Origin of the sequence: Ensifer meliloti (assembly GCF_030064585.1) — a bacterium.
Classification (GTDB): Bacteria; Pseudomonadota; Alphaproteobacteria; order Rhizobiales; family Rhizobiaceae; genus Sinorhizobium; species Sinorhizobium meliloti.
Genome location: NZ_CP120365.1, coordinates 2447193 through 2471653, shown reverse-complemented (window position 1 = coordinate 2471653; position 24461 = coordinate 2447193). Strand labels below are relative to the sequence as shown.

Below are 24461 nucleotides of genomic sequence, written 5' to 3'. Positions count from 1 at the left end.
GATCCTCAGATGTCGAAGTTGATCATGTTGCGCATTACCCAGATGCCGATGCTCATCCAGACGGCGGAAGCGCCCATGATCATGTGGCCGCGCGGGTCGGTGAAAAGAATCATCATGTAGTCCGGCGAAGTCAGATAGACGAGGGTTGCGACGATGAAGGGCAGCGCGCCGATGATGCAGGCGGACGCCTTGGCCTCCATCGACAGCGCGCTGACCTTCGCCTTCATCTTCCTGCGTTCGCGCAGCACCTTGGAGAGATTGCCGAGCGCTTCGGACAGATTGCCGCCCGCCTGCGCCTGAATGGCGATGACGATCGCGAAGAAGTTCACTTCCGGCAGCGGGATGCTGTGAATCATGCGGGCGCAGGCTTCGGGAACGTTGAGGCCCACCTGCTGGGACTCGACGACACGGCGGAATTCCGTCCGGACCGGCTCCTGCCCGTCGCTCGCGATCAGCCGCAAGGCGTCGTTCAGCGGCAGCCCCGACTTGATCGAACGGACCATGACATCGAGCGAATTCGGAAACTCGTCGAGAAACTTTCTGCAACGGCGTTTGACCATGGAGCCGACGATCCATCGCGGTAGGCCGGCCGCGCCTATCAGAGCAACGCCCGCGGCAATGAGCAGCCCCGCCCCTGCCAGGAGGACGACAAGGAAGGCGAACAGTCCGAAAAGCGCGCTGAACAGGTAGAACTGCGCGAGCGATATCGAAAGACCGGCCTGCAGCAGGCGCTTCTTCATCGAAGGCGCCGTATTGGCGGATTTTTCCTGCTGCTTTTTCTCGAGTTCCTTCAGCGAATCCTGAACGGATTTGCGTCGCTTCGACATCTCGTTGACGCGGTCGCGCGCCGCCTTGATCTTGGTGCGGTCCGTCTCGGAGGCGCTGACGCGGCGCAGGCGGCCCTCCGCCTTCTTCTCGGTCTCGATCTGGGGGTAGAGCACACCATAGGCGAGTGCTGCCGCCGCCAGGGCGACGAGGCCGGCCAATCCCAGGACGGTGATGTCTATGCCGAACATCGCTCGGTCTGTCCCTTCGCGTCGAAGGCATGCGGAACCGCAGCCTGCCTGTACCGCTCTATTGTTGCTTTTCCATCGCGTCGAGGGTCGCAGCGAGCCGCTTGTCCTCGTTGAAATAACGGGCCCGGTCCCAGAAATGCGGCCGGCCGATGCCGGTCGAGACATGGCGGCCGACGATCCGGCCATTGGCGTCCTCGCCGTCGATCTCGTAGCGCATCAGGTCCTGGGTGATGATCACGTCGCCTTCCATGCCGGTGACCTCGGTGATGTGGGTGATCCGGCGCGATCCGTCACGCAGGCGCGAGGCCTGGATGATCACGTCCACCGAGCCGGAGATGATCTCGCGAACGGTCCTGGCCGGCAGGGTATAGCCGCCCATGGCGATCATCGATTCCATGCGGCTCAGGCATTCGCGCGGGGTGTTTGCGTGGATCGTTCCCATTGAGCCGTCATGGCCGGTGTTCATCGCCTGCAGCAGGTCGAAGACTTCCGGGCCGCGCACTTCGCCGACGATGATGCGCTCCGGGCGCATGCGCAGGCAGTTCTTCACGAGGTCGCGCATGGTGATCTCGCCCTCGCCCTCGATGTTCGGCGGGCGCGTCTCGAGCCGGACGACGTGCGGCTGCTGCAGTTGCAATTCGGCCGAGTCCTCGCAGGTAATGATCCGCTCGGTGCTGTCGATATAGCGCGTCAGGCAGTTGAGCAGCGTCGTCTTGCCGGAGCCGGTGCCGCCGGAAATGACGATGTTGCAGCGGACGCGGCCGATGATCTGCAGCAGGACGGCGGCCTCGGGCGTGATCGAGCCGAAACGCACCAGCTGCTCCAGCGTCAGCTTGTCCTTCTTGAACTTGCGGATGGTGAGCGCCGTACCGTCGATCGCGAGCGGCGGCGCGATGACGTTGACGCGTGACCCGTCCGGCAGACGCGCATCGCAGATCGGGCTCGATTCGTCGACGCGCCGGCCTACCTGGCTGACGATGCGCTGGCAGATCGACAGCAGTTGCCCGTTGTCACGGAACCGGATCTCCGATTCCTCGACCTTGCCGCCCACTTCGATGAAGATTTGCCCGGCGCCGTTGACCATGATGTCGGCGATGTCGTCGCGCGCGAGCAACGGCTCCAGCGGCCCGTAACCGAGCACGTCGTTGCAGATGTCGTCGAGCAGTTCCTCCTGCTCGGAGATCGACATGGCGAAGTTCTTGATGGTGATGATATCGTTGACGATGTCGCGGATTTCCTCGCGCGCGCTCTCGATATCGAGCTTGGAGAGCTGCGACAGGTCGATCGTGTCGATCAGCGCGGAGAAGACCTGCGATTTCGTGTCGTAATAATCTTCCGCCCTCGGCGCGCGGCGCCGCTGGGGCGGCGCTGCCGCCTGCGGGCGGGATGGCGCAGCGACCGTCTCGCCGAGGACGGGCGCGGCGGAACGCTCCACCGGTACCGGCTGGACGGCGGGCATCGGGGACGCCGGCGAGAAACCGCGCGCACCACCCTTGCCAGAACCTTCATTTCCGCGTTTGCCAAACATCACTTCATTCCAGTTGCTTCATCGATCCGGCCGTGCGGGTGCAGGATCGGAAATATTCCGCTACCGCCTGCCGAGCTTCGCCAGAACCTTGCCGAGCCCCCCCCGGCGCGCCTTCTTTATGGCGGTGCGCCCGGTCAAGAGGTGGGACAGCTGCGCGAAAGTCTCGGCGGCCGGCGACTTCCGGTCGATCTCCGCGATCATGCGGCCGCTGTTGGAGGCATTGCCGAAGAGGACCGCATCGAACGGAATGATCGCGGCGGCCTCGATCTCCAGCGACGCGCAGAACTCGTCGGGAGCGATCTCCGGACGCTTGGGCACGCCCACCTGGTTGAGCACGAGATGCGGCACCTTGTCGTTCGGCCTCAGTTTCTTCAAGGCATCGAGCAGGTTCTTCGCGTTCCTGAGGCTTGCCAGATCCGGGGCGGCGGTGATGACCACCTCGTCGGCCGCCGAAAGCACCGAGCGGGTCCAGTCGGTCCAGCCATGCGGCAGGTCCAGGACGGATACCGGCGCACTGCGCTGGAGGATTTCCAGGATCGGCTGAAAGGCACCCGTCTCGAAATCATAGGCGCGGTCGAGCATGGAGGGCGCCGCCAGCAGCGACAGATGCTCCGAGCACCTGGTCAGGAGCCGGTCGAGAAAGACCTCGTCCAGCCGCTCCGGCGCGAATACGGCCTCGGCGATCCCCTGTGGCGGGTCCTGGTCGAAGTCGATATTGGCTGTTCCGTAAGGCAGATCGAGATCGGCAAGGATCGTCTCGGTCGAGAAAAGATTGGAAATGCCCCAGGCGCAATTATGGGCGATGACCGACGAGCCACAGCCGCCCTTTGCGCCGATGAAGGCAAGGCTGCGTCCGAGCGGCTCCGCCTCTGGGTCCACGAAGATCGCCGAGACGGCGCTCAGCATATCGGCCATCCCGACCGGCGCGACCATATATTCGGAAATGCCGTTGCGGATCAGCTCGCGATAGAGCGCGATGTCGTTGTGACGCCCGATGACGATGACCCTGGTGCTCGGATCGCAGACCTCGGCGAGCGGCGCCAGCTCCGAAAGCAGCGCGCCGGGCTCGGTGGCGGTTTCGAGGATGATCAGATTGGGCGTCGAGACGCCCGCGAAGGTATTCGCGGCGGCTGCGATGCCGCCGCCGGTAACCCGCAGGCTCACCTTCGCCATGCGGCGGTCCTGGCCGCAGCGCTCCATGAGCCGCTGCACGGCTTCGCTCTCGCAGAAGGCATGGATCGAGATGCGCGGCAGGGGCCGGAGCTGCTCGAGGTCGCCGGGGCGCGTTCCGTCCGCGGGCCAATCGCCGGTTCCGCCGCTGTCGATCGTGTATTCAATGGCGTTCATCGTTTTTCCTTGAAGGCCCGTATCAGTTGAAGACGATCGTCGTTCCGCCGTCGCCCTTATCCGTGCCGCGCCAGCTGTCGATCACCTGGCCCCGCTGCTCGGCATCGATCGGCGACATCTGGCGCGGGCCGACGAGATCCGTCGGGTTGGCGATCTGTGCCGCGAGATTGGACTGGGTGGCGCAGCCGAAATTGTAGTAGTTGCGGTTTTCCAGCGTGTTCAGCGCCAGATCTTCCGGCCACGCGCCGCAGGGTGCGGTCTGCGCAGTTATCGCGACATAGCTCAGGCGGATCGGTGCGGCGTCGCCCGTCACGGAGGCGTCATAGGTCGTTTCGATCATCTTCTTCGGCGATACGCCGCTGGCCGCCAGCAGGCGGCGGATGTCCTTGCGGACGATCTGCGCGGCATGGCCGTTCACCGATCCGCGCGGCAGCATGATCTGAATGACGCCGCTCGAGGCATTGCGATATTCGGCGGCAAAGCCGCGAATGACGTCGCGCGTCCCCTGGGTGAGCCGCGTATCGCCCGAGGCGACGGGAATGTCGATCGTCCGCTCGCCTTCCGTCAGCACGATCGGATGCCGGGTGCGGTAATCGTCCGGAAGAGCACCGGTCGCGAGCTTGTCCTTGCTGGCGCAGCCTGCCATAAGGGCGGCGACGATCGCATACAGGGCCACACGATGCGGCAAGCGGTTCAGGGCCATCGGGGGCTGCCTTTCAAGACTGTTTCGAGCTGCGCTTCGCTTCTGCATGGCCCTGCCTATTTGTAGATGAAGCCGACATTGCCGTGGTAGCGGCCGGCGGGCGGCTGCGCCTCGGGGCGCCCATAGATCCGGTTGACCCGGCCGAGGAAAAAGCTTTCGAGATCGTTCGCCGGGTTGAAGTTGTCGTCCGGGCGCGAGATCGCACTGCGGGCGACGGGCCGCACGAGATAAGGCGTTGCGATGATGACGAGCTCCGTCTCGCTGCGCTGGAAGTCCTTGCTGCGGAAGAGCGTGCCGAGGATCGGGATCTTCGAGGCGGCGGGCAGGCCCGACATCGCCTGGCGGACATTGTCCTGGACGAGGCCGGCGATCACGATCGAGCCGCCGGACGGCAGTTCGACGCTGGTCGAGGCTTCGCGCCGGCGGATGCCGAGGAAGGTGTTGCCGGGAATGCTGGCCATCCCATTCCCGGTGACCACCGAACCTTCATAGGTCGGCTCGGAAACATCCGTTTCGATCTGCAGGCTGATACGGCCGGGACCGAGAACCACAGGCTTGAAGTTTAGCCGAATGCCGTATTCAACGTCATTCACTTCGCGCGAGACGGTTGGTTCCCCCGTTTCCTCGTCCGCCGAAACCTCCTGCACGCCGGCAAGTCGGAACTCGCCACCGACATAGAACTTCGCCTCCTGGCCTGAAATGGCCGTCAGGCTCGGCTCGGCGAGGGTGCGCATCACGCCGGCCTGCTCCATCGCGTTGATATAACTCGATACGGTGGTGCCGCCGATCGAACCCTTGATGAGGGCATTCGTGCCGACGGCGATCGCGTCGCCGAGATTGGCCGGGTTACGGAAGCTGATGCCGCTTTCGCCATCGGAGACGCGGCCGTTGAAGCCGAGCTGCTTCAGTACCTGGCGGCTGACCTCGGCCACGGTGACTTTCAGCGTCACCTGATCGTCGCCCTCGATCGTCAGCAGATTGACGATCTGCGAGTTCTGCCGGTCCTCGGCAAAGATATCGGCATCGCCGTTATTGCCCTGCGCGGTGATGTTGCGCGTGGTCGCCTCGCCGCCCTTCAGGAAGGCGCGTGCGAGATCGACGGCCCTGGTCGAGTCGAGGGGCGTGCGGACCGTGCCTGTCAGCACCACGTTGTCCGAGATGATTTCGACATTGATATCAGCATCGGGAATGAAGCGACGCAAATTGGATTCGAGACCGGCGACGTCGCGCTCGACGGCGACCTCCAGGCTGACGATCTCCTCGCCTCCCGGTCCGAAGACGAAGATGTTCGTCTGGCCGACCGACTTGCCGAAGAGATAGATGCGGCGCGAGGTGCGGGTGATCGCGTCGGCGAGCGAGGGATCCGCGACGAGGATGTCGTGAGCGTCGCTCGGCAGATCCACGACGACCGCCTTGTTGAGACCGAGATTGATGGTCTTTCGGGCGCCCGGACCGCTATCGACGATCCTCACGACCGAGGAGGAGGCGGCCTCGGCGACCGGGAGGGTCGGCGACGCCATGCCGGAAAAGGCCAGACAGAAGGATAGGCCGGCTGCGAGGGACGACCGAAACTTTTTTGCGATCCGTTTCACCTTGCGCCCCGTCCTACTTCTGGTTCTGGAGGGCCACACCGTCGCCCTTGACGATGGAGCCCGACTTGATGACCTGAATGCTCGGCCGGCCGTCGCCGTTGAGAAGGTAGTCGGCAGCCGTGGTGTCCGGCTCCTGCGCGTCGGCGACGCTGCGCAGAGCCAGCGAGATGCGGTCCGCCATCTGCTGCGCGACGGTCATGACCTTCGATTGATCCGGCGTCAGCTCCAGCGTCGCGGTCGTACCGACGACCGCTTTCGAGCCGTCTTCCTTCTCCTCGATCTGCTGGTCGATCGCCAGCACGCGGACATTGCTCAGCACGGTTTCGGTCAGATAGAGATCGCCGTCGGACTTGCGCACCATGATCACGTCGACGCGATCGTTCGGCAGGATGAAGCCGCCCGCCCCGGTCGCGACCGTGATCTCCGTGGCGACCGCACGCTTTCCGGCCGGAAGCAGCGACGACATGATCCGGTTCGATGCGTCGGCGATCTTTTCCTGACGCACCGGCTCCCCGGTGAAGATCGGCAGGCGGACCACCGCGCCGGCAAGATCTTCGACGGCGGCGGGACGGTTTTCCTCTGTTATCATGCCCTCGGCGACACCGTCCTTCGGCCAGGCCTTCCAATGGATGGAATCGGCGCCGAGACGGGAGCCGACCGGCAGGCTCTTGCCGGCGACGAGCACGTTGATGGTCGGTGCCTGCTCGATGACGGGCTCCGCCGTCTGCGGAGCGGGCGCGCGGGTGAGCTTCATCGCCAGCAGCCCGGCCATGGCAGCCGAGCCGACGGCCACCGCCAGAATGATAATGCGCACCGGTCTCATGATCGCCCCAAACCCCCGAGAATTGCCCGGGATCAGGTTGATCAGTAATTGGTGTAATTATGGTTAACGGATTGCTTATGCAGATGGTTACCGGAAGGCGGCACCCCTTCACGAACGTACGTCAGGAGAGTTGCGCGAAGGCCAGTTGCATCAGTGGCGAAGAGGGGTAGGCGGCGAGCCCGCCGAGAGCGATGGCGATGCCGTAGGGGACTTTCTTTGCCGTGAGCAACAGTCGAGGAACCGGGATGCGAGCGGCAAGAATCAAGTTCTCTTGACTGCGCAAGAGCAGGACGAGCAGTGTCAACAGCCCGCCGAATACCGAGACATACAAAAGGAAAGCAGCGAGCGAGGCGTTGAAGCCGAACCAGACGGCACTGGCAGTCAGGAGTTTTGCGTCCCCGCCGCCCATCACGTTTGCAGTAAACAGACAGAAGCAGACGGCAAAGACAGCCGCCGCCGCGGCGATATGAAAGCCGATCTGCACAAGATCAAAGCCCACAAGGGAGGCCATCAGAAGAAATGAGACAAAGAGCACCGCCGAAACGCGATTGGGGATTGTCATCGTAAGCAAATCTGAGAAAGCCGCGAGTGCCAGACAAGATGGGAAAAGCACAAAGATGGCTGCGTCGATCATCCAAGTTTTCCTCTTTCCTTCGATCAGCGTCGGCTCGGCTGGGCAAAGAAAAGGCCGCCCTGCGGCGAAGGCGGCCGATTACCCGCGGCTCCGATTACTCAGACGGCGCCGCAGGAGGAGTGCCACCGCTTTTCTGCGTGACGTCCAGGTAAGAACCTAGGTTAGTAAACTGAGTATTCAGTTTACCACCGAGAGCCTGCGCGCCGCCGATCAACGCCACCGAGATCAGAGCTGCGATCAGGCCGTATTCGATTGCGGTTGCGCCGGACTCGTCCTTCATCAGGCGTGCAAAAATGGTCTTCATGACTATTCTCCTCAAACTTCACTTGTTGTTCAGCACGTCCGTCAAACTGTTGCCGTTGATCGGATACCCTGAATTTAGCGGGGGCTAATTGCTTTCCGCTTAAGGAAACCGGTTACCGTGACGTTAAGGGAAACTCGCTTTTTCCTGGGGTAAATGTGCAGAAAAAGGACGCCTTAAATTGCTCTGCATCGCCGTAACCATTCATTCACCAAAAGGCGCCAAGATGCGGCAGATAGACCGTCAGGACGCGCCATGAACATGCCCTCAGCGGCCCCGCGGGCCGCACTGCTTGCAACCACTGCACTTCTGGCGATCGCCGCACCGGGCGGAGCCCGCGCGGCCGAAGAAATGATGCGCGTCTATATGGACCACGCCCGCGTGCTGAAGCTCGACCGGCCGGTCAGCAAGGTGATCATCGGCAATGCGGAGGTTGCCGACGCGACCGTGGCGGATGCGAAGACCATCGTGCTGACCGGGCGCAATTTCGGCACCACCAATCTCGTCATCCTCGACCAGGACGGCAACGCCATGGTCGACGAGCGCATCCTGGTATCGATCGACGAGGGCAACACCGTACGCGTCTACAAGCAGACCGTCCGCACCGTTCTCTCCTGCACGCCCAATTGCGAGCGTGCGGAACGGCAGGCTTCCGCTTCGAGCGGCAATTAATACCGGGAAATTCGCCCTGCCCCTCACCCTAACCCTCTCCCCGCAAGCGGGGAGAGGGGACTTGAGCCGCAAAGCGAGCCGCTTGTCCCTTCTCCCCGCTTGCGGGGAGAAGGTCGCGGCAGCGGGATGAGGGGCCCTTCCGGCCTCTGCTTCAGAACCACTAAAATTCTTCGGGTCCTCGAAAACGAATCTTCAACAGTCGCCGTGTATTTTTGCGCCAACCAGTTGACATGATGGAACGGCGCGATGTCGATCGACGAGAAAGCATCCACTCCCCGGGCGCCCTTGCCGCGCGGCCTGTTTCGGCGCCTCATCGGCGACCGGAAGGGCGCGACGGCGATCGAATTCGCGATCCTTGCGCTGCCCTTCTTCATCGTCGTCTTCGCCTCGATCGAGACATTCATCGCTTTTGCCGGCGAGCAATTGCTGGCCAATGCGACGGATACGCTGGCGCGGAAAATCCGCACGGGTGAGATCACCACCGATATCGGCAAGCCCGGCTACACGACAAAAACCCAGTTCCGTCAGGCTTTCTGCGACGAAATCGCGATCATGATGACCTGTTCGGCGACCGAGGCGGAGCAAGCCTCGAAACTCCATCTCGATGTCCGCAAGCTTCCCGCCGATCTCAGCGCGTTTCCGAAAGCGGTGCCGCGGAACGGCTCCGATCTCGACACCAGCGGCTTCACGTTCGCGCCGGGCGGCCCGAACGACTACACCATGGTACGGGCCTATTACCGCTGGACCGTCATCACCGATCTCGTTCGCCCCCTGGTGACCAAGCTCAGACCCGCCGGCGACAGCATGCCGCGCGACTATCTGATGGTCTCCACCGCCACCTTCCGCAACGAAAACTATTGAGGCAGCCATGGACCGCCTTCACACGCGCAAACAGCACCTGTGGGGAGCCTTCCACGGCCTGTTGCGGGACCGGCGCGGCGCCGGTGCCGTCGAATTCGCCATTGTCGCGCCGCTTCTGATCGCTGCCTATGTCGGCGCTTTCGAGCTTTCTCTGGGGTTCACGGTCGCGCGCAAGGTCGGGCGGGCCTCGAGTGCGGTGAGCGATATCGTCACCCAGGAGCAGCAGGTGAACAAGGCCTTTCTCGACGGCATGCGAAACGTCGCGAGGAACATGCTCGTCCCCTATGACGGCTCCGACTACGACCTCAAGATCACCGGTATCCAGGTGAACGGCACGACGGAAGGCAAGGTCGCCTGGTCCCGGGGCTGGTCGGACGCGAGCGAGGGCGCCACGGTTCCCTACGCGGTCAATTCCGTCGTCAGCGTTCCGGCCGATCTCGACGCGGTGAATGCCTTCGTCGTGCGCACCGAACTCGTCGTCAACCACCAGCTTTCCCTGTTCGGCTCGGACGCCGGCGGCACGATCCCGCTCTCCAGGATCTCCTATTACCGCCAGCGCTTCGGCACGACCATCAACTGCACGGATTGCTGACCGGTCTGGAGCGGGATGAGGAAAGTGTGCGCGGTCTTCCGCCCGCCACCCCCTCTGGCCGGCAGGCCAGAGGGGGTGCGCCTCAGACGACATGCATCAATTGCAATGGACAAGGCGGCGCGCTATTTCTGCCGGATTGTGCGGCGACGGCCGCGAAAGTCTTAATGGCACCGGCTCGCCGCATATCGCGCTCGCGCCCGGGATCAGTCAGGGTGTTTCATGGCGCGTGCGTTTCTTTTCGTCCTCGATTCCTTCGGCATCGGCAATGCGCCGGATGCGGAGGCTTTCGGCGATCTCGGCGCCGATACGCTCGGACACATCGCGGAGTTCTGCGCGGCGGGAGCCGCCGACCGGGCGGGCCTCAGGGAAGGGCCGCTCCATCTGCCCAACATGTCGGCGCTCGGCCTCATGCATGCGGCGCGGCTCGCCACCGGGCGGCTGCCCGCCGGCATGGCGCTGCCGGAACGCGTCTATGGGATCTACGGCGCGGCAAGCGAAGTCTCGCGCGGCAAGGACACGCCGTCCGGCCATTGGGAAATCGCCGGCACGCCCGTGACCTTCGACTGGGGCTATTTTCCGGCCGAAGGCGACGCCTTCCCTCCCGAGCTCGTCGAAGCGATCTGTCGCGAGGGCGACGTGCCCGGCATTCTCGGCAATTGCCATGCCTCGGGTACCGACATCATCGCCCGCCACGGCGAAGAGCATATGCGGAGCGGCAAGCCGATCTGCTACACCTCGTCCGATTCCGTCTTTCAGATCGCCGCGCATGAACAGACCTTCGGGCTGGAGCGCCTGCTGAACCTCTGCGAGACCGTCCGCCGGCTCGTCGACGACTACAATATCGGCCGCGTGATCGCACGGCCCTTCGTCGGCAGCGACCCGGGCAGCTTCACGCGCACCGGCAACCGTCGCGACTATTCGGTGCTGCCGCCGGAGCCGACCGTTCTCGACCGGCTGCAGGATGCCGGGCGCACGGTGCACGCGATCGGCAAGATCGGCGATATCTTCGCCCATCAGGGTGTGACCAGGCTCACCAAGGCCAACGGCAACATGGCGCTGTTCGACGCCAGTCTGGAAGCCATCGAAGAGGCCGAAGACGGGGCGCTCGTCTTCACCAATTTCGTGGATTTCGACATGCTTTACGGCCATCGCCGCGACGTGTCCGGCTATGCCGCCGCGCTCGAAGCCTTCGACGCACGCCTGCCGGATCTCGACCGCCGGCTGAAACCGGGCGACATGGTGATCCTGACCGCCGACCATGGCTGCGATCCGACCTGGCGCGGCACCGACCACACGCGCGAGCGCGTGCCGGTCCTGATGTTCGGCCCGACGCTTCGCAGCCGCTCCTTCGGCATCGCCGACAGCTTCGCCCATATCGGCGAAACCGTCGCAAGACATCTCGGCATTGGCGCCGGCCCACATGGGAGAAGCCTCATTTGACCGCTCATCTGAAGAAAGCCGAACTGCATTGCCATATCGAAGGCGCGACGCCGCCGGAACTGGCGCTGAGGCAGGCCAGCAAATACGGCGTCGACACCAGCGCGATCATCCGCGACCGGGCCTATGTCTGGGAGGATTTCACCAGCTTCGTAAGGTGTTACGACGCCGTCGCCTCGCTTTTTCGCACCGAGGGTGATTATGCGCTTCTCGCCGAGACCTATCTGACGGAGCTTGCCGAAGCGGGTACGATCTACAGCGAGATCATCGTCTCGCCCGACCACGGCGAAACGATCGGACTCGGCGCCGATGCCTATATCGAGGGCCTCGCCGCCGGCATGGAGGCGGCGAGGGCGAAGACCGGCATCGAATCCCGCATGCTGATCACCGGCATCCGCCATCTCGGTCCCGACTCGGTCATCAGGACCGCCGAATATGCAGCGATGCGCCGGCATCCGCTCGTGACCGGCTTCAATCTGGCCGGCGAGGAGCGCATGCACAGCGTCGCGGAATTCTCCCGCGCCTTCGACATCGTCCGCGATGCCGGCCTCGGCCTGACCATCCACGCCGGCGAGCTTTCCGGCGCATTCAGCGTGCGCGATGCGCTGGACCATGTCCGCCCGGCCCGCATCAGCCACGGGGTCCGGGCGATCGAGGACGACGATCTCGTGAAGCGCCTTGCCGACGAGGGCGTCGTGCTCGAAGTCTGCCCGGGCTCGAATGTCGCGCTTCAGGTGTTCCCGGACTTCGCCTCGCATCCGCTGCGGCGGCTTTACGAAGCCGGCGTCCACGTGACGCTCAATTCCGACGATCCTCCCTTCTTCCACACGTCGCTCGCTCAGGAATACGAAATCGCCTTCCACGCGATGGGCTTCTCGGACAGCGAGATCGACCGGATGACGAAGACCGCGATTGAAGCCGCCTTCGTGGACGAGCCGACGCGAGAGAAGTTGCTGGCTGCGTTACATATCTAGTTGCGCGGATGAGAGGGCGCAGCTGCACAAGTTCCACCTACACCCTTGCGGCCCCCGCCCTTTCCATGGAAAAGAGGGTGGATAGCCAATTTTCGCGGGGAAGATGAGCCATGGACGGCGTAACGGTGATCGGTCATCCGCTGGTGCAGCACAAGCTGACCATCATGCGCAAGAAGGAAACGTCGACTGCGGGCTTTCGCCGGCTGCTCAAGGAAATCTCGACGCTGCTCTGCTACGAGGTCACGCGCGACCTGGAGCTGACGACCGAACGGATCGAAACGCCTCTCGTGGAAACCGACGCGCCGGTGCTCGAGGGCAAGAAGCTCGTCTTCGCTTCCATCCTGCGCGCCGGCAACGGCCTGCTCGAGGGCATGCTCGAATTGGTACCCTCGGCGCGCGTTGCGCATATCGGCGTCTACCGGGACCACGAGACTCTGCAGGCGGTCGAATATTTCTTCAAGGCTCCGGACAACATCAACGAACGCCTCGTCATCGTCGTCGACCCGATGCTCGCCACCGGCAATTCCGCGATCGCGGCCATCGAGAAGCTCAAGGAGCGCGGTGCGCGCAACATCCGCTTCCTTTGCCTGCTTGCCGCTCCGGAGGGTATCCGGAACTTCCAGGGCGCCCATCCGGACGTGCCGATCTTCACGGCCTCGATCGACAGCCATCTCAACGAGAAGGGCTATATCGTGCCGGGCCTCGGCGATGCGGGCGACCGCATGTACGGAACGAAGTAGGGCTTTCGGCCTGCCGTCCTGTCGCCTCGGAAAACGGCGCTGCACCTCGTCAACGAGTCTGATAAGTTGCGGGATGCGGGCGTAAAACCGCACACACTTTTCCTCATCCCGCTCTGAGCTTCGAAACGATCACCGGCCGTCGCCCCGGCTCCTCGTCTGCGATCGCATAGAGCGTTGCGACCCGTTTTGCGATCGCCTCGGCCCGGCTTCGGTCGGCAGCATGGACGAAGGCGATCGGCTCGCCCTTTTCGACTTTCGTTCCGAGCGGCCTCAGGCCGGTAAGACCGACGCGGTGATCGATCCGGTCATCCGGGCGGATGCGCCCGCCGCCGAGCTCGATGACCGCCATTCCCAGTTCGCGCGTCTCGCAGGACGTGAGATAACCATGCCGGCCCGCCGGCACGGCAAGGATCGCAGGTGCCTTGGCAAGATGAGCGCCCGGGCGATCGACAAAATCGGCAGGGCCGCCGAGCCGATGCACCATGAGGCCGAAGCGCTCCATCGCCTCCCCGCTCCCCAAAACGCGCCGCGCCATGGCTTCGGCTTCGGCTTCGTGAGCCGCAATACCCGCTGCAACGAGCATCTCCGCAGCCAAGGCCATCACGACCTGATCGAGGCGGGTTCCCGCTTTCTCGCCGCGCAGATAAGCCAGGCAGTTCTCGATTTCGAGCGCGTTGCCAGCCGCGTCCGCCAGCGGCTCGTTCATGTCGGTGATCAGCGCAGAGGTGCGCACGCCCGCACCATTGGCGACCTCGACAAGCGAACGCGCCAGGACTTCGGTTTCGGCAGGATCGGTCATGAAGGACCCGTTGCCGAGCTTGACGTCGAGCACCAGCGACCGTAGCCCTGCGGCGAGCTTTTTCGACAGGATCGATGCGGTGATCAGCGGCACCGAATCGACCGTCGCCGTCACGTCGCGGATCGCATAGAGGCGCTTGTCGGCCGGCGCCAGATCGGCCGTCTGGCCGATGATCGCGCAGCCGACCTCGTCGGCCACGCGGCGGAACAGTTCCGGCGAAGGCTGGATGTCATAGCCGGGGATCGATTCGAGCTTGTCGAGCGTCCCGCCGGTGTGGCCGAGCCCCCGGCCCGAAATCATCGGCACGGCCGCACCGCAGGCGGCGACGATCGGCGCCAGCATGAGCGAGACATTGTCGCCGACGCCGCCCGTCGAGTGCTTGTCGACAATGGGGCGTGCGAGATCGCTCCAGTCGAGCGTTTCCCCGGAATCGCGCATCGCCAACGTCAGCGCCACGCATTCGTCGCGATTCATGCCGGAGAACCAGACCGCCATGGCGAAGGCGGCCGCCTGCCCTTCCGAGACCGAGCCATCGGTCACGCCCGCGATGAAACCGGCGATCTCCGCCGGATCGAGCCGATCGCCGTCCCTTTTCTTTCGTATGATTTCCTGCGGAAGCATGGCCATTCAGCCTTCGCTCGAGATCATCTCTTTCAGGATTGCCGCCAGCCGCGTGCCGCCGAGCGGCGCCATTTGCTTGGTTTCTTCATGGCTGAGTTCCGACCCGGTCATGCCGGCGGCGAAATTGGTGACGACGGAGGCGGCGGCGACCTTGAGCCCGAAGAACCGGGCGAGAATGACCTCCGGCACCGTGGACATGCCGACCGCATCGGCACCGAGGATGCGGGCCATGCGGATTTCGGCCGGCGTCTCGAAGCTCGGCCCGGAGAACCACATATAGACGCCGCGCGCGAGCGGGATGCCGAGGCGTTCGGCGGCCTCCTCCATCCCTATGGCCAGCGCCGCGTCATAGGCATTTGTCATGCCGACGAAGCGCTCATCGCTTTCGACGCCGATCAGCGGATTGGCGCCGGCAAAGGCGATGTGATCGGCAATGCGCATGACCGAGCCCGGCGGCATGTCTTCGCGCAGCGACCCGGCGGAATTGGTGAGGATCAGGTTCTCGACGCCGATCCGCTTCAGCGTTTCGATCGGCACGCGCATGGCATTGGCGTCGCCGCGTTCGTAATAATGGGCACGGCCGGAAAGCACGGCGACGGGAGTGTCGCCGATCCTGCCCGCCACGAACTCGCCGGCATGGCCGGAAACGCTGCTCACCGGAAAGCCCGGTATGTCCGCATAGGGGATGCGCAGCGGCTCCGCCACCGCGTTGACGAGAGAGCCGAGGCCGGAACCGAGCACGATCCCGTAGCGGGGCGCAAGCGCTCCGAGCCTGCCCTTGAGGAAGTCCGCCGCCGCCGTCATCCGAGAATCTCCGTCTCGAAGCTGTGCGGCAGCAGGTCGGAGAGCGCCAGCGTCTTCCTGATCCCCGTTTCGTCGCAAAGATAGATGCGGGTGCTCGCACCGGAAAATTCCGCCAGCCGCTGGCGGCAGCCGCCGCAGGGCGGGCAGAGCGCGAGTTTCTCGGCCACCACCGCGACTTCCGTGATCTTGCGCTGGCCGGCCATCACCATATGGCTGATCGCCGTCGTCTCGGCGCACCAGCCCTCCGGAAAGGACAGGTTCTCGATGTTTGCGCCCGTATAGATCCTGCCGTCCTCGGCGCGAATGGCGGCGCCTACCGGAAACTTGGAATAGGGCGCGTGCGCCTTTGCCATGGCTTCACGCGCCGCGACAAAGAGTTCGTCCTTGGACATGGGTTTTTCCTTATAGTTATGCATATCGTTATCCCGAAACCGCTGCGCACTTTCGGGCGACATGCATTAGCGCTCCTTCACATAGGGTACGCCGCCCGCCTTCGGCGGAATGGCCTTGCCGATGAAGCCGGCAAGCAGGATGACGGTGAGGATATAGGGCAGCGCCTGCATGAGCTGCACCGGAACCTGGCCGACAAGCGGCAAGGGCGTGCCCTGCAGACGGATGGCGAGCGCGTCGAGGAAGCCGAAGAGCAGGCAGGCAAACATGATATTGAGCGGGCGCCATTTGGCGAAGATGAGCGCCGCGAGCGCGATATAGCCCTTGCCCGCCGTCATGCCCTTGACGAAGCCCGCCGTCATCGCCAGCGACAGATAGGCGCCGGCAAAGCCGCAGAGAATGCCGCAGCAGATGACCGCGCGATATCTGAGCCAGATCACCGAGATGCCGGCGGTATCGACCGCGCCCGGATTCTCGCCGACGGCGCGCAGCCTCAGGCCGAAACGGGTGCGGTAGAGAATCCACCAGCTGATCGGCACCATCGCGAAGGCGAGATAGGTGAGCAGGAAATGGCCGGACAGAAGGTCCGCATAGACCGGCCCGAGGACGGGGATCTCGCGGATCATGTCCGCGTCGGGGAAGTTGATCGTCTGGAATCGCGCGCCTTCGGCGAGCGCCGGCGTGCGGCCGCCCTGCCGGAACCAGGCCTCCCCCAGGATCACGGTGGAACCGGCGACGATGAAGTTGATCGCCACACCCGAGACGATCTGGTTGCCGCGCTGGGTGATCGAAGCATAGCCGTGGACGAGCGACAGGGCCACGGAAACGAGGATCGCCGCACCGAGCCCCACCCAGACGGACTGCGTGACGGCTGCCGCCGCACCGGCGGCAAAGGCCGCACCGAGCATCTTGCCCTCGAGGCCGATGTCGAAGACGCCGGCGCGTTCGGTGAAGAGGCCGGCAAGGGCTGCGAAGACCAGCGGCACGGAGACGCGGATCGTCGATTCCAGGAGCACGACGAGAACGTGGAAGAAATCCATGGTTTCAGGCTCCCTTGGTCTGAACGACGGCGGCCGCGCGCTGGCCCCGCGCCGCGAAGGCGCGCGTGATCGCCGGCCGGAACATGTTCTCGAGCGCCCCGGCAAAAAGGATCACGAGACCCTGGATGATGACGATCATGTCCCGGGAGATCGAAGGCATCTCGAAGGCGATCTCGGCGCCGCCCTGATAGAGCACGCCGAAAAGGATCGCGGCGGGAATGATGCCGCCCGGATGCGAGCGCCCCATCAGCGCGACCGCGATGCCGACGAAGCCGGCGCCTTGCACGAAATCGAGCTGCATGCGGAACTGCTCGCCCATGATCGGGTTCAGCGCCATCATGCCGGCAAGACCGCCTGATATCATCATGGCGACGACGGTGATGCGGCTTTCGCTGATACCGGCATAGCGCGCGGCAGACGGGCTATGGCCCATGGTGCGCATCTCGTAGCCGAGCCTGGTGCGCCAGATCAGCACCCAGACCGCGAAGGCGGCCGCCAGCGCCAGGAGGAAGGAGATGTTGAACGGCGCCGTGCCGATATTGAGGCCGAAGATCGACAGCAGCCAGTCGAGCTTCGGCAATTGCCCGCCCTCGGCGAAGGTCCGCGTCTGCGGCGCCATGGAGCCGAGCGGCTTCAGCACGCGGGTCAGCAGATAGACCATCAGGCTCGAGGCAATGAAATTGAACATGATGGTGGTGATGACGATATGGCTGCCGCGTTTGGCCTGCAGCCAGCCGGGCAGGAACGCCCAGAGCGCGCCGAAGAAGGCGGACCCGACGATGGCGAGCGGGAAGACCACGTACCAGGGCATCGTCTGGTCGAGCCAGAGGCAGGCGAGCGCCACGCCGATGCCGCCGACATAGGCCTGCCCCTCGCCGCCGATGTTGAAAAGACCGGCATGAAAGGCGACCGCCACCGCGAGCCCGGTGAAGATGAAGGTCGTCGCGTAATAGAGCGTGAAGCCGATATATTCGCCGCGGCCGAAGGCACCGTTGATGAGATGATAGGCGGCTTCGAGCGGGTTTTCGCCGACGAGGAGAACGACGAGGCCGGCGACGAGGAAGGCGACGGCAAGATTGATCAGCGGGATGAGGCCATATTCCACCCATCCCGGGAGTTTCGCATAGGGCGTACTCATTCTGCGGCCTCCTTGCGGCCTTCGACGCCGGCCATCAGCAGGCCGAGCTCGCCCTCGGTCGCCTCGGGGCTGCGTTCGCCGACGACGCGTCCGGCGAACATCACGAGGATGCGGTCGGAAAGGGAACGGATCTCGTCGAGTTCCACCGAGACCAGCAGAACGGCCTTGCCCTGATCGCGCATCTCGATGATCCGCTTGTGGATGAATTCGATCGCGCCGACATCTACGCCGCGGGTCGGCTGGCCGATGATGAGGACGTCCGGATCCCGCTCCATCTCGCGCGCAAGCACGACCTTCTGCTGGTTGCCGCCGGAGAAGTTGGCCGTCCTCAGCCGCGCATTCGGCGGGCGAATATCATATTTGGCAATCTTCTCCTCGGCATCCTTGCGGATCGCATCGATGTTCAGGAACATGCCGTTGGCGAAGCGCGGGTCATGGTGGTAACCGAGGATCGCGTTTTCGCACTCCTCGAATTTGAGCACGAGCCCGACGTGATGCCGGTCTTCTGGCACATGCGCCAGTCCGCGACCCCTGAGTTCGGCCGCGTCTGCGTTGCCCGTCACGTCCACCGGCCTGCCGTTGAGGAGAACCGTCCCGGAGGCGGCCTTGCGGATGCCGGCGATCGCTTCGAGCAGTTCCGACTGGCCGTTGCCGGCCACGCCGGCGATGCCGACGATCTCGCCTGCACGAACCTCGAAGGAGACGTTGTCGACCATGGTCACGCCGCGGCTGTCCTTGACCGTCAGCCCCTGGACGGCGAGCTTCACGTCACCGGGATTGCTCTCGCCCTTCTCGACACGAAGCAGCACGCGCCGGCCGACCATCAGCTCGGCCAGCTCCTCGACCGAGGTTTCACGCGTCGTGCGCGTCGCCACCATCTCGCCGCGGCGCATGACCGAGACCTCGTCGGTGATCGCCATGATCTCGCGCAGCTTATGGGTGATGAGGATGATCGTCTTTCCCTGAGCCTTGAGCTGCCCGAGGATGCGGAACAGGTGGTCCGCCTCGGCCGGCGTCAGGACGCCGGTCGGCTCGTCGAGGATCAATATATCGGCCCGGCGATAAAGCGCCTTCAGGATCTCCACGCGCTGCTGCAGGCCGACCGGCAGCTCCTCGATCAGGGCGTCCGGATTGACCTCGAGGGCATATTCCTTCTCCAGCCGTTTCAGCTCCTGCCGCGCCTTGGCGATGCCCTTGTTGAGGATCTGGCTGTCTTCGGCGCCCAACATGACGTTTTCGAGCACGGTGAAGTTCTCGACCAGCATGAAGTGCTGGTGGACCATGCCGATCCCCACGGAGATCGCCGCATTCGGATCGCGAATGGAAACAGGCTTGCCGTCGACCAGGATCTCACCGTTGTCGGCCTGATAGAAACCATAAAGGATCGACATCAGCGTCGACTTGCCGGCACCGTTTTCCCCGATGATGCCGTGGATCGTGCCCTTGCGAACCCTGAGATTGATGTTCCTGTTGGCGTGGACCAGCCCGAAGCTCTTGTCTATTCCACGCAATTCGATGGCAATATTGTTCATATTGGCCTGCGATCCCCTTTTTGCCCGCTTCGGCTCATCGCAGAAACCGTGCCGACAATTTTTTTACCATTTGGTATAAGTTTATCATCGATTTTCAGGCGCGAAAGCCTGGGCGACGAGATCTCCTTATACTTTCATAGGATCGCTGGTGAGAGTCCAGCGCGAATATACACAGGGGAGATTGCAGCCGATGGGCACGGTTGCATGGCGTGTCTCGCGCTTCCCCTCCCGCAAGGGCGGCAGGGAGGGGTCTTGTCAGCGCTTGGACAACTAACGCAGCAGCCTCAATGCGTTGACCGTCACCAGGACAGTCGCGCCGGTATCGGCGAGGATCGCCGGCCAGAGACCCGTCACGCCGGCGATCGTCGTTGCCAGGAACACGGCCTTGAGGCCGAGCGCGATCGCGATGTTCTGGTGAATGTTGCGCATCGTCACCCGCGACAGCTTCACCATCGCCGCGACGTCCGAGACGCGGGCATGGAGGCTGGCGGCATCGGCCGTTTCCAGCGCCACATCGGTGCCGCCGCCAACGGCTATACCGACATCCGCCGCCGCGAGAGCCGGCGCGTCGTTGATGCCGTCGCCGACCTTCGCCACCACGAGACCCTCGGCCCTGAGCCTGCTTACGATGCGCTGTTTGTCCTCCGGCAGAAGCCTGGCATGCGCCTCGATGCCCCCGATCCGGCCGGCGATCGCCTCGGCCGTCGCCCGGTTGTCGCCGGTGAGCATCACCACTCGCAAACCCTGATCGGCGAGCGCCCTCAGGCCCGCCGCGGCATCCGCACGCGGCTCGTCGCGCATGGCAAGCGCTCCGGCTGCCCTCCCGCCGACGACGAGCACGGAGACGGTCTTCCCCTCACCCTGCAGGGTTTCAATCCGAGCCAGGTCTTCCGCCGCCAGCGGCGCGCGCTCCCGGGCCGCCTCGGGCGAGCCGAGGAAAAGCTCGACGCCGTCTGCGGAAGCGGCAACACCCTTGCCGCCGATGGCCCTGGCGCCTTCGACGGGAAGGAGCGCCAAGCCATCGGCTTCGGCACGCGACAGGACGGCACGGGCCAGCGGATGGCTGGATCCCTGTTCGAGCGCAGCGGCGTAGCCGAGGATCTCCGCCTCCGATCTGCCGAAGCCGACGATGTCGGTCAGCTTCGGCCTGCCTTCGGTGAGCGTTCCGGTCTTGTCGAAGGCGACGGCTGTGATCCTGCCGAGATTTTCGAGGACGGCGCCGCCCTTGATCAGAAGACCGCGGCGTGCACCTGCCGAAAGGCTCGCGGCGATCGCGGCCGGCGTGGAGATGACGAGGGCGCAGGGGCAACCGATCAGGAGAAGCGCGAGCCCTTTATAAATCCAATCCTGCCACAGGCCGCCGAAGAAGAGCGGCGGGATGACCGCGACCAATGCCGCGACGAGCACCACGCCCGGCGTGTAATAGCGGGAGAAGCGATCGATGAAACGCTCCGTCGGCGCCTTCTTCTCCTGCGCCTCTTCGACAAGCCTGATGACGCGCCCGATGGTATTGTCGGCCGCCGCGGCGGTGACGCGCACCCGCAGCGCGCCGTCACCATTGACGGTTCCGGCAAAGACATTCGCGCCGGCTTCCTTCAGGACGGGCGTGCTCTCGCCGGTCACCGGCGCCTCGTCGACGCTGCTCTCGCCGGAGACGATGATGCCATCGGCCGGGAGCCGGTCGCCGGGACGGACGAGGACGATGGCGCCAGGGGCCAGGCTTTCGGCGGGAACCTCCACAGTCCTGCCGTTTTCTTCGAGGAGCGCCGATTTCGGCACGAGCGCCGTCAGCGCCTGTATGCTCGCCCGCGCCTTGCCCGCGGCAACGCCCTCCAGCAGTTCCCCGATCAGGAAGAGGAAGACGACCATGGCCGCTTCCTCGCCGGCGCCGATGAAGACGGCACCGGCGGCCGCAATGGTCATCAGCATCTCGATCGAGAAAGGTGTGCCGGAAAGTGCTGCCATGAGCGCACGTCTTGCGATCGGCAACAGGCCGACGAGCATGGCGAGGGTGAAAATCCAGGGCTCGGTGGCGGGAACGAACTGGCCGATCGCATAGGCTGAGGCAAGGGCAACGCCACAGGCGAGCGTGAGCTTGCCTTTTGCCGTTCGCCACCATGGCAACGGCGCCGTGAAACGGGAGGACGGCTTCGTGCTTGCCGGAAGGGCGGTTGAATGCCCGTGATCGTGACTCGCTTCGCCATGCGCAGAGCCCGCGGCATGGTCGTGGCCGCAGCAGGCGTGCTCGCTCTGAGCCGGCTGCCGTTCCGCCGCAACGTCAAGCGGCGAAAGACCGTAGCCGAGGACACCGACCTTCCGCATCACCTGCGCGCCGATATCGTCGCGCGCCGCATGCCGGACGGTCATGGTGCCGGCGGCCACCGAGACATTGACGTCCTCGACCCCTGCAACCCGCCTTACGGCCGTGTCGATCTTGGCAGCGCAGGATGCGCAATCCATCCCATCGACGCGAAATCTCGTTTCCCGAAATATGCCTGTCATTCCATGCTCCTTACGAAACCGGAAGCAGGCTAAGTCCTCTAGCGGCTAGAGGTTCAAGAGGGAAAATGTGCAGGTCAGACTTCCGACTTTGACGCGGTTAGCGCCTACTGCATGTTTCCTTTAATCGTATCCGATTAAAGGACAAAAACATGCAGCAGATCAAAGTGATCTAACGCACTTCCGGACGGAAAACCGTTACACACTTTTCCTGGAAGTACTCTAACCCCGACTACGCCCTACCCGGCATTCGCCGCGAGCTTGCGCATCGGCTGCGCCCCGTCGGTGAACAATTCCGGCATCAGATCAGCCAGGCGGACGATCTTGCCGGTACGCGAACTCTGAAGCGCCGCAATGCCGCAAAGGACCGACATGGCACCGGCCCGCGCGCCGGCGCGCTGTCCCAGCGGATCCTTCGCATCCGGCTCGAAGAGCGTATTCCGCAGCCGGTCGTCGCCGCCATAGTGCCCGCCGGGAAAATGCGGCACCGTGATCCGTTCCATCGCCGGCTTGCCCTTCGGAAAGTTGCGGACGAGCAGGATCTCGTCCTCGGGCGGCGTCTCCCAGGGCTGGTCCTCGTACTGGCGAAGCTCGATCCTGCCCTTCGTACCGTTGAAGGCGATGTGATGGCCTTCAATCGGCTGGAAGGTATTGAGCGAATAGGAGACGTGGACGTCGTTGCGGTAGCGGATATTCGCGACCATCGTGTCGGGGATGTCGATGTCCTCGCGGAAGACGCAGCCGTCGCGGAAATAGCTGTCGATTTCGGAAGGTTCCTCATAGAGCGAGTCGAGAAACGGATCGGCTTCGAGATCGAGGTAGAAGTCGCACTCGCTCTTGTGAGGACAGAGCTTGCAGCGCGGCCCGCGAAACGGTCCCCTGCGGCCGTACATCTGCAGGTCGGCAATGGCGCTGACCGCCTCCGGATCGCTGTCGAGATACCAGTTCAGGAGATCGAAATGGTGTGTCGCCTTATGCACGAAGAGGCTGCCCGAGTGTTCCGCATAGGCGTGCCAGCGGCGGAAATAATCGGCGCCGTGGCGCGTATCGAGATACCAGTGGAAGTCGACCGAGGTGACGCGGCCGATCTCGCCGGCATTGAGGAGTTCCTTGATGCGCGCTGCGGTCGGCGCGAAGCGGTAGTTGAAGGAAACGTCCACCCGCCGCCCGGTCCGCTTCTCCGCGTCGAGAATGCGGCGGATCTTCTCGACCGTGGTCGACATCGGCTTTTCGGTGATGACGTCGGCGCCGGACTCCAATGCGCGCACGACGAAATCGTCATGCGTGTCGTCCGGCGTGCAGACGATGACGAGATCGGGGCGCGTTTCGGCAAGCATCGCATCGACATTGCCGTAAACAGGCGCATTGGTGGCGATCATCGTGCGGGCGCGCTCGGCCCGCAGCGCGTTCGTATCGGCAATGGCGACGAGATCGACGAGGCCGCGCCAGCCGGCCAGAAGATCCCTGCCCCACATGGTGGTTCCGCGGTTGCCGGTGCCGACCAGCGCAAAGCGACGCTTGTTGTCCATCATACCCTCACGCAATCCCTGTCATGTCTTGTAGGAGAAACATCCTGCCCCAGCATATCAGCAGCAATTCCGGTAGCGTTCCACACAGGTCGCGATCACCTCGTCGGCCGGGCGCTTCCACCAGTTGTCTGCGGAGAATATCTCGACCTCCTGCGCCCCGTGGAAGCCGGCCGCCTCGATCCGCCGCCGGATGCCCTTGAGATCGATGACGCCGTCGCCCATCATGCCGCGATCCGTCAGCATGTCCTTCGTGGGCACGAGCCAATCGCAGATGTGGTGAGCGAGGATCGCCTTCATTTTGCCGGCCCGCGCGATCTGATTGGCCAGATCGGGGTCCCACCAGACGTGATAGACGTCGATCGCCACGCCGACGCCCGGGCCAAGGGTCTCGCAGATGTCGAGAGCCTGGCCGAGCGTGTTCACGCAGGCGCGGTCGGCGGCATACATCGGATGCAGCGGCTCGATCGCAAGCGGCACGCCGGCCGCGCGCGCATGCGGCAGCACTGCCGCGATCCCTTCCACAACCATCCGGCGGGCCGCGTCGATGTTCTTCGAGCCGCCCGGCAGGCCGCCGGCGACCAGCACCAGACAGTCGGCGCCGAGCTCCGCTGCCTCGTCCACCGCGCGCCTGTTGTCATCGATCGCCTTCTCCCTGCCTGACGCGTCCGGCGCCGGAAAGAAGCCGCCGCGGCAGAGCCCGGTCAGCTTCAGCCCGTTGGCCCGGACGATACGCCCGGCCTCGCCGAGGCCGATCGCCGCCACCTGGTCGCGCCAGGGCGCGATCGCCGTGATGCCGTGCTTCAGACAGATATCCACGGCTTCGGCGAAGCCGCATTGCTCCCGGATCGTCGCCAGATTGATGGAAAGCCCCTCGACCTGCATATGTTCT

General features: G+C 64.1%; 23 protein-coding genes. 6 read left to right on the top strand and 17 right to left on the bottom strand.

Features of this window, described 5'->3' with window-relative positions:
• Positions 1-5: 5 nt before the first annotated feature.
• From PZL22_RS18775 to PZL22_RS18740, 8 genes are all read right to left on the bottom strand, one after another.
• A complete protein-coding gene (locus PZL22_RS18775; RefSeq protein WP_003536169.1) occupies positions 6-1016 on the bottom strand; it encodes a type II secretion system F family protein in 1011 nt (336 codons plus the stop codon).
• A gap of 58 nt (positions 1017-1074) precedes the next feature.
• Complete coding sequence (locus PZL22_RS18770) at positions 1075-2544, bottom strand: TadA family conjugal transfer-associated ATPase (RefSeq protein ID WP_003536162.1); 1470 nt, start codon at positions 2542-2544, stop codon at positions 1075-1077.
• A gap of 60 nt (positions 2545-2604) precedes the next feature.
• Complete coding sequence (locus PZL22_RS18765) at positions 2605-3891, bottom strand: CpaE/TadZ family protein (protein WP_003536160.1); 1287 nt, start codon at positions 3889-3891, stop codon at positions 2605-2607.
• 22 nt (positions 3892-3913) lie between these two features.
• Positions 3914-4594, bottom strand: coding sequence for a CpaD family pilus assembly protein (locus PZL22_RS18760; RefSeq protein ID WP_164817858.1), 681 nt, complete (start codon positions 4592-4594; stop codon positions 3914-3916).
• A gap of 56 nt (positions 4595-4650) precedes the next feature.
• Positions 4651-6186: a type II and III secretion system protein family protein gene (locus PZL22_RS18755; protein ID WP_003536158.1), complete on the bottom strand. Its 1536-nt coding sequence runs from the start codon at positions 6184-6186 to the stop codon at positions 4651-4653.
• Positions 6187-6199: 13 nt separating this feature from the next.
• Positions 6200-7009 carry a Flp pilus assembly protein CpaB gene (gene cpaB / locus PZL22_RS18750; protein WP_003536157.1) on the bottom strand — a complete coding sequence of 270 codons (810 nt, stop codon included), beginning with the start codon at positions 7007-7009 and terminating at the stop codon, positions 6200-6202.
• A gap of 121 nt (positions 7010-7130) precedes the next feature.
• A complete protein-coding gene (locus tag PZL22_RS18745; protein WP_003536156.1) occupies positions 7131-7643 on the bottom strand; it encodes an A24 family peptidase in 513 nt (170 codons plus the stop codon).
• Between the two features lie 94 nt (positions 7644-7737).
• Positions 7738-7947: a Flp family type IVb pilin gene (locus PZL22_RS18740; RefSeq protein ID WP_003536155.1), complete on the bottom strand. Its 210-nt coding sequence runs from the start codon at positions 7945-7947 to the stop codon at positions 7738-7740.
• Between the two features lie 252 nt (positions 7948-8199).
• Here PZL22_RS18740 and PZL22_RS18735 point away from each other — a divergent pair, with 252 nt between their 5' ends.
• The 6 genes from PZL22_RS18735 to upp all read left to right on the top strand — a co-directional run bounded on the left by PZL22_RS18735 (position 8200) and on the right by upp (position 13220).
• Positions 8200-8616 (top strand): pilus assembly protein N-terminal domain-containing protein, encoded by a 417-nt coding sequence (locus tag PZL22_RS18735; RefSeq protein ID WP_003536154.1) that lies wholly within the window; start codon positions 8200-8202, stop codon positions 8614-8616.
• 246 nt (positions 8617-8862) lie between these two features.
• Positions 8863-9477, top strand: a complete 615-nt coding sequence (locus tag PZL22_RS18730; RefSeq protein ID WP_003536153.1) for a TadE/TadG family type IV pilus assembly protein — start codon at positions 8863-8865, stop codon at positions 9475-9477.
• A gap of 7 nt (positions 9478-9484) precedes the next feature.
• Entirely contained in the window at positions 9485-10069 is a 585-nt protein-coding gene (locus tag PZL22_RS18725) for a TadE/TadG family type IV pilus assembly protein (RefSeq protein ID WP_003536152.1), read from the top strand.
• A gap of 219 nt (positions 10070-10288) precedes the next feature.
• Positions 10289-11509, top strand: coding sequence for a phosphopentomutase (locus PZL22_RS18720; RefSeq protein ID WP_003536151.1), 1221 nt, complete (start codon positions 10289-10291; stop codon positions 11507-11509).
• A complete protein-coding gene (locus tag PZL22_RS18715; RefSeq protein ID WP_003536150.1) occupies positions 11506-12480 on the top strand; it encodes an adenosine deaminase in 975 nt (324 codons plus the stop codon). The genes PZL22_RS18720 and PZL22_RS18715 overlap by 4 nt, the downstream gene beginning before the upstream one ends.
• A 110-nt stretch (positions 12481-12590) precedes the next feature.
• Positions 12591-13220: a uracil phosphoribosyltransferase gene (upp, locus tag PZL22_RS18710; RefSeq protein ID WP_003536149.1), complete on the top strand. Its 630-nt coding sequence runs from the start codon at positions 12591-12593 to the stop codon at positions 13218-13220.
• Between the two features lie 103 nt (positions 13221-13323).
• On the opposite strand, the gene deoA is transcribed toward upp, so the two are convergent.
• The 9 genes from deoA to PZL22_RS18665 form a co-directional block, all read right to left on the bottom strand.
• On the bottom strand, positions 13324-14646 hold the full coding sequence (gene deoA, locus PZL22_RS18705) for a thymidine phosphorylase (RefSeq protein ID WP_003536148.1): 1323 nt from the start codon (positions 14644-14646) through the stop codon (positions 13324-13326).
• The gene (locus PZL22_RS18700) at positions 14647-15444 is read right to left on the bottom strand and encodes a purine-nucleoside phosphorylase (RefSeq protein WP_003536147.1); all 798 of its coding nucleotides are present in this window, start codon (positions 15442-15444) and stop codon (positions 14647-14649) included. It lies immediately after the preceding gene.
• Complete coding sequence (locus tag PZL22_RS18695; protein ID WP_153318859.1) at positions 15441-15860, bottom strand: cytidine deaminase; 420 nt, start codon at positions 15858-15860, stop codon at positions 15441-15443. The genes PZL22_RS18700 and PZL22_RS18695 overlap by 4 nt, the downstream gene beginning before the upstream one ends.
• Positions 15861-15902: 42 nt before the next feature.
• Positions 15903-16874, bottom strand: coding sequence for an ABC transporter permease (locus PZL22_RS18690; RefSeq protein WP_003536145.1), 972 nt, complete (start codon positions 16872-16874; stop codon positions 15903-15905).
• Between the two features lie 4 nt (positions 16875-16878).
• The gene (locus tag PZL22_RS18685) at positions 16879-18012 is read right to left on the bottom strand and encodes an ABC transporter permease (RefSeq protein WP_003536144.1); all 1134 of its coding nucleotides are present in this window, start codon (positions 18010-18012) and stop codon (positions 16879-16881) included.
• On the bottom strand, positions 18009-19544 hold the full coding sequence (locus PZL22_RS18680; RefSeq protein WP_088217841.1) for an ABC transporter ATP-binding protein: 1536 nt from the start codon (positions 19542-19544) through the stop codon (positions 18009-18011). The genes PZL22_RS18685 and PZL22_RS18680 overlap by 4 nt, the downstream gene beginning before the upstream one ends.
• A 270-nt stretch (positions 19545-19814) precedes the next feature.
• Positions 19815-22046: a heavy metal translocating P-type ATPase gene (locus tag PZL22_RS18675; RefSeq protein ID WP_284718530.1), complete on the bottom strand. Its 2232-nt coding sequence runs from the start codon at positions 22044-22046 to the stop codon at positions 19815-19817.
• Positions 22047-22282: 236 nt separating this feature from the next.
• Positions 22283-23572 (bottom strand): Gfo/Idh/MocA family protein, encoded by a 1290-nt coding sequence (locus tag PZL22_RS18670; protein ID WP_033048964.1) that lies wholly within the window; start codon positions 23570-23572, stop codon positions 22283-22285.
• Between the two features lie 57 nt (positions 23573-23629).
• Positions 23630-24454: a sugar phosphate isomerase/epimerase family protein gene (locus PZL22_RS18665; protein WP_003532465.1), complete on the bottom strand. Its 825-nt coding sequence runs from the start codon at positions 24452-24454 to the stop codon at positions 23630-23632.
• Between the last annotated feature and the right edge of the window lie 7 nt (positions 24455-24461).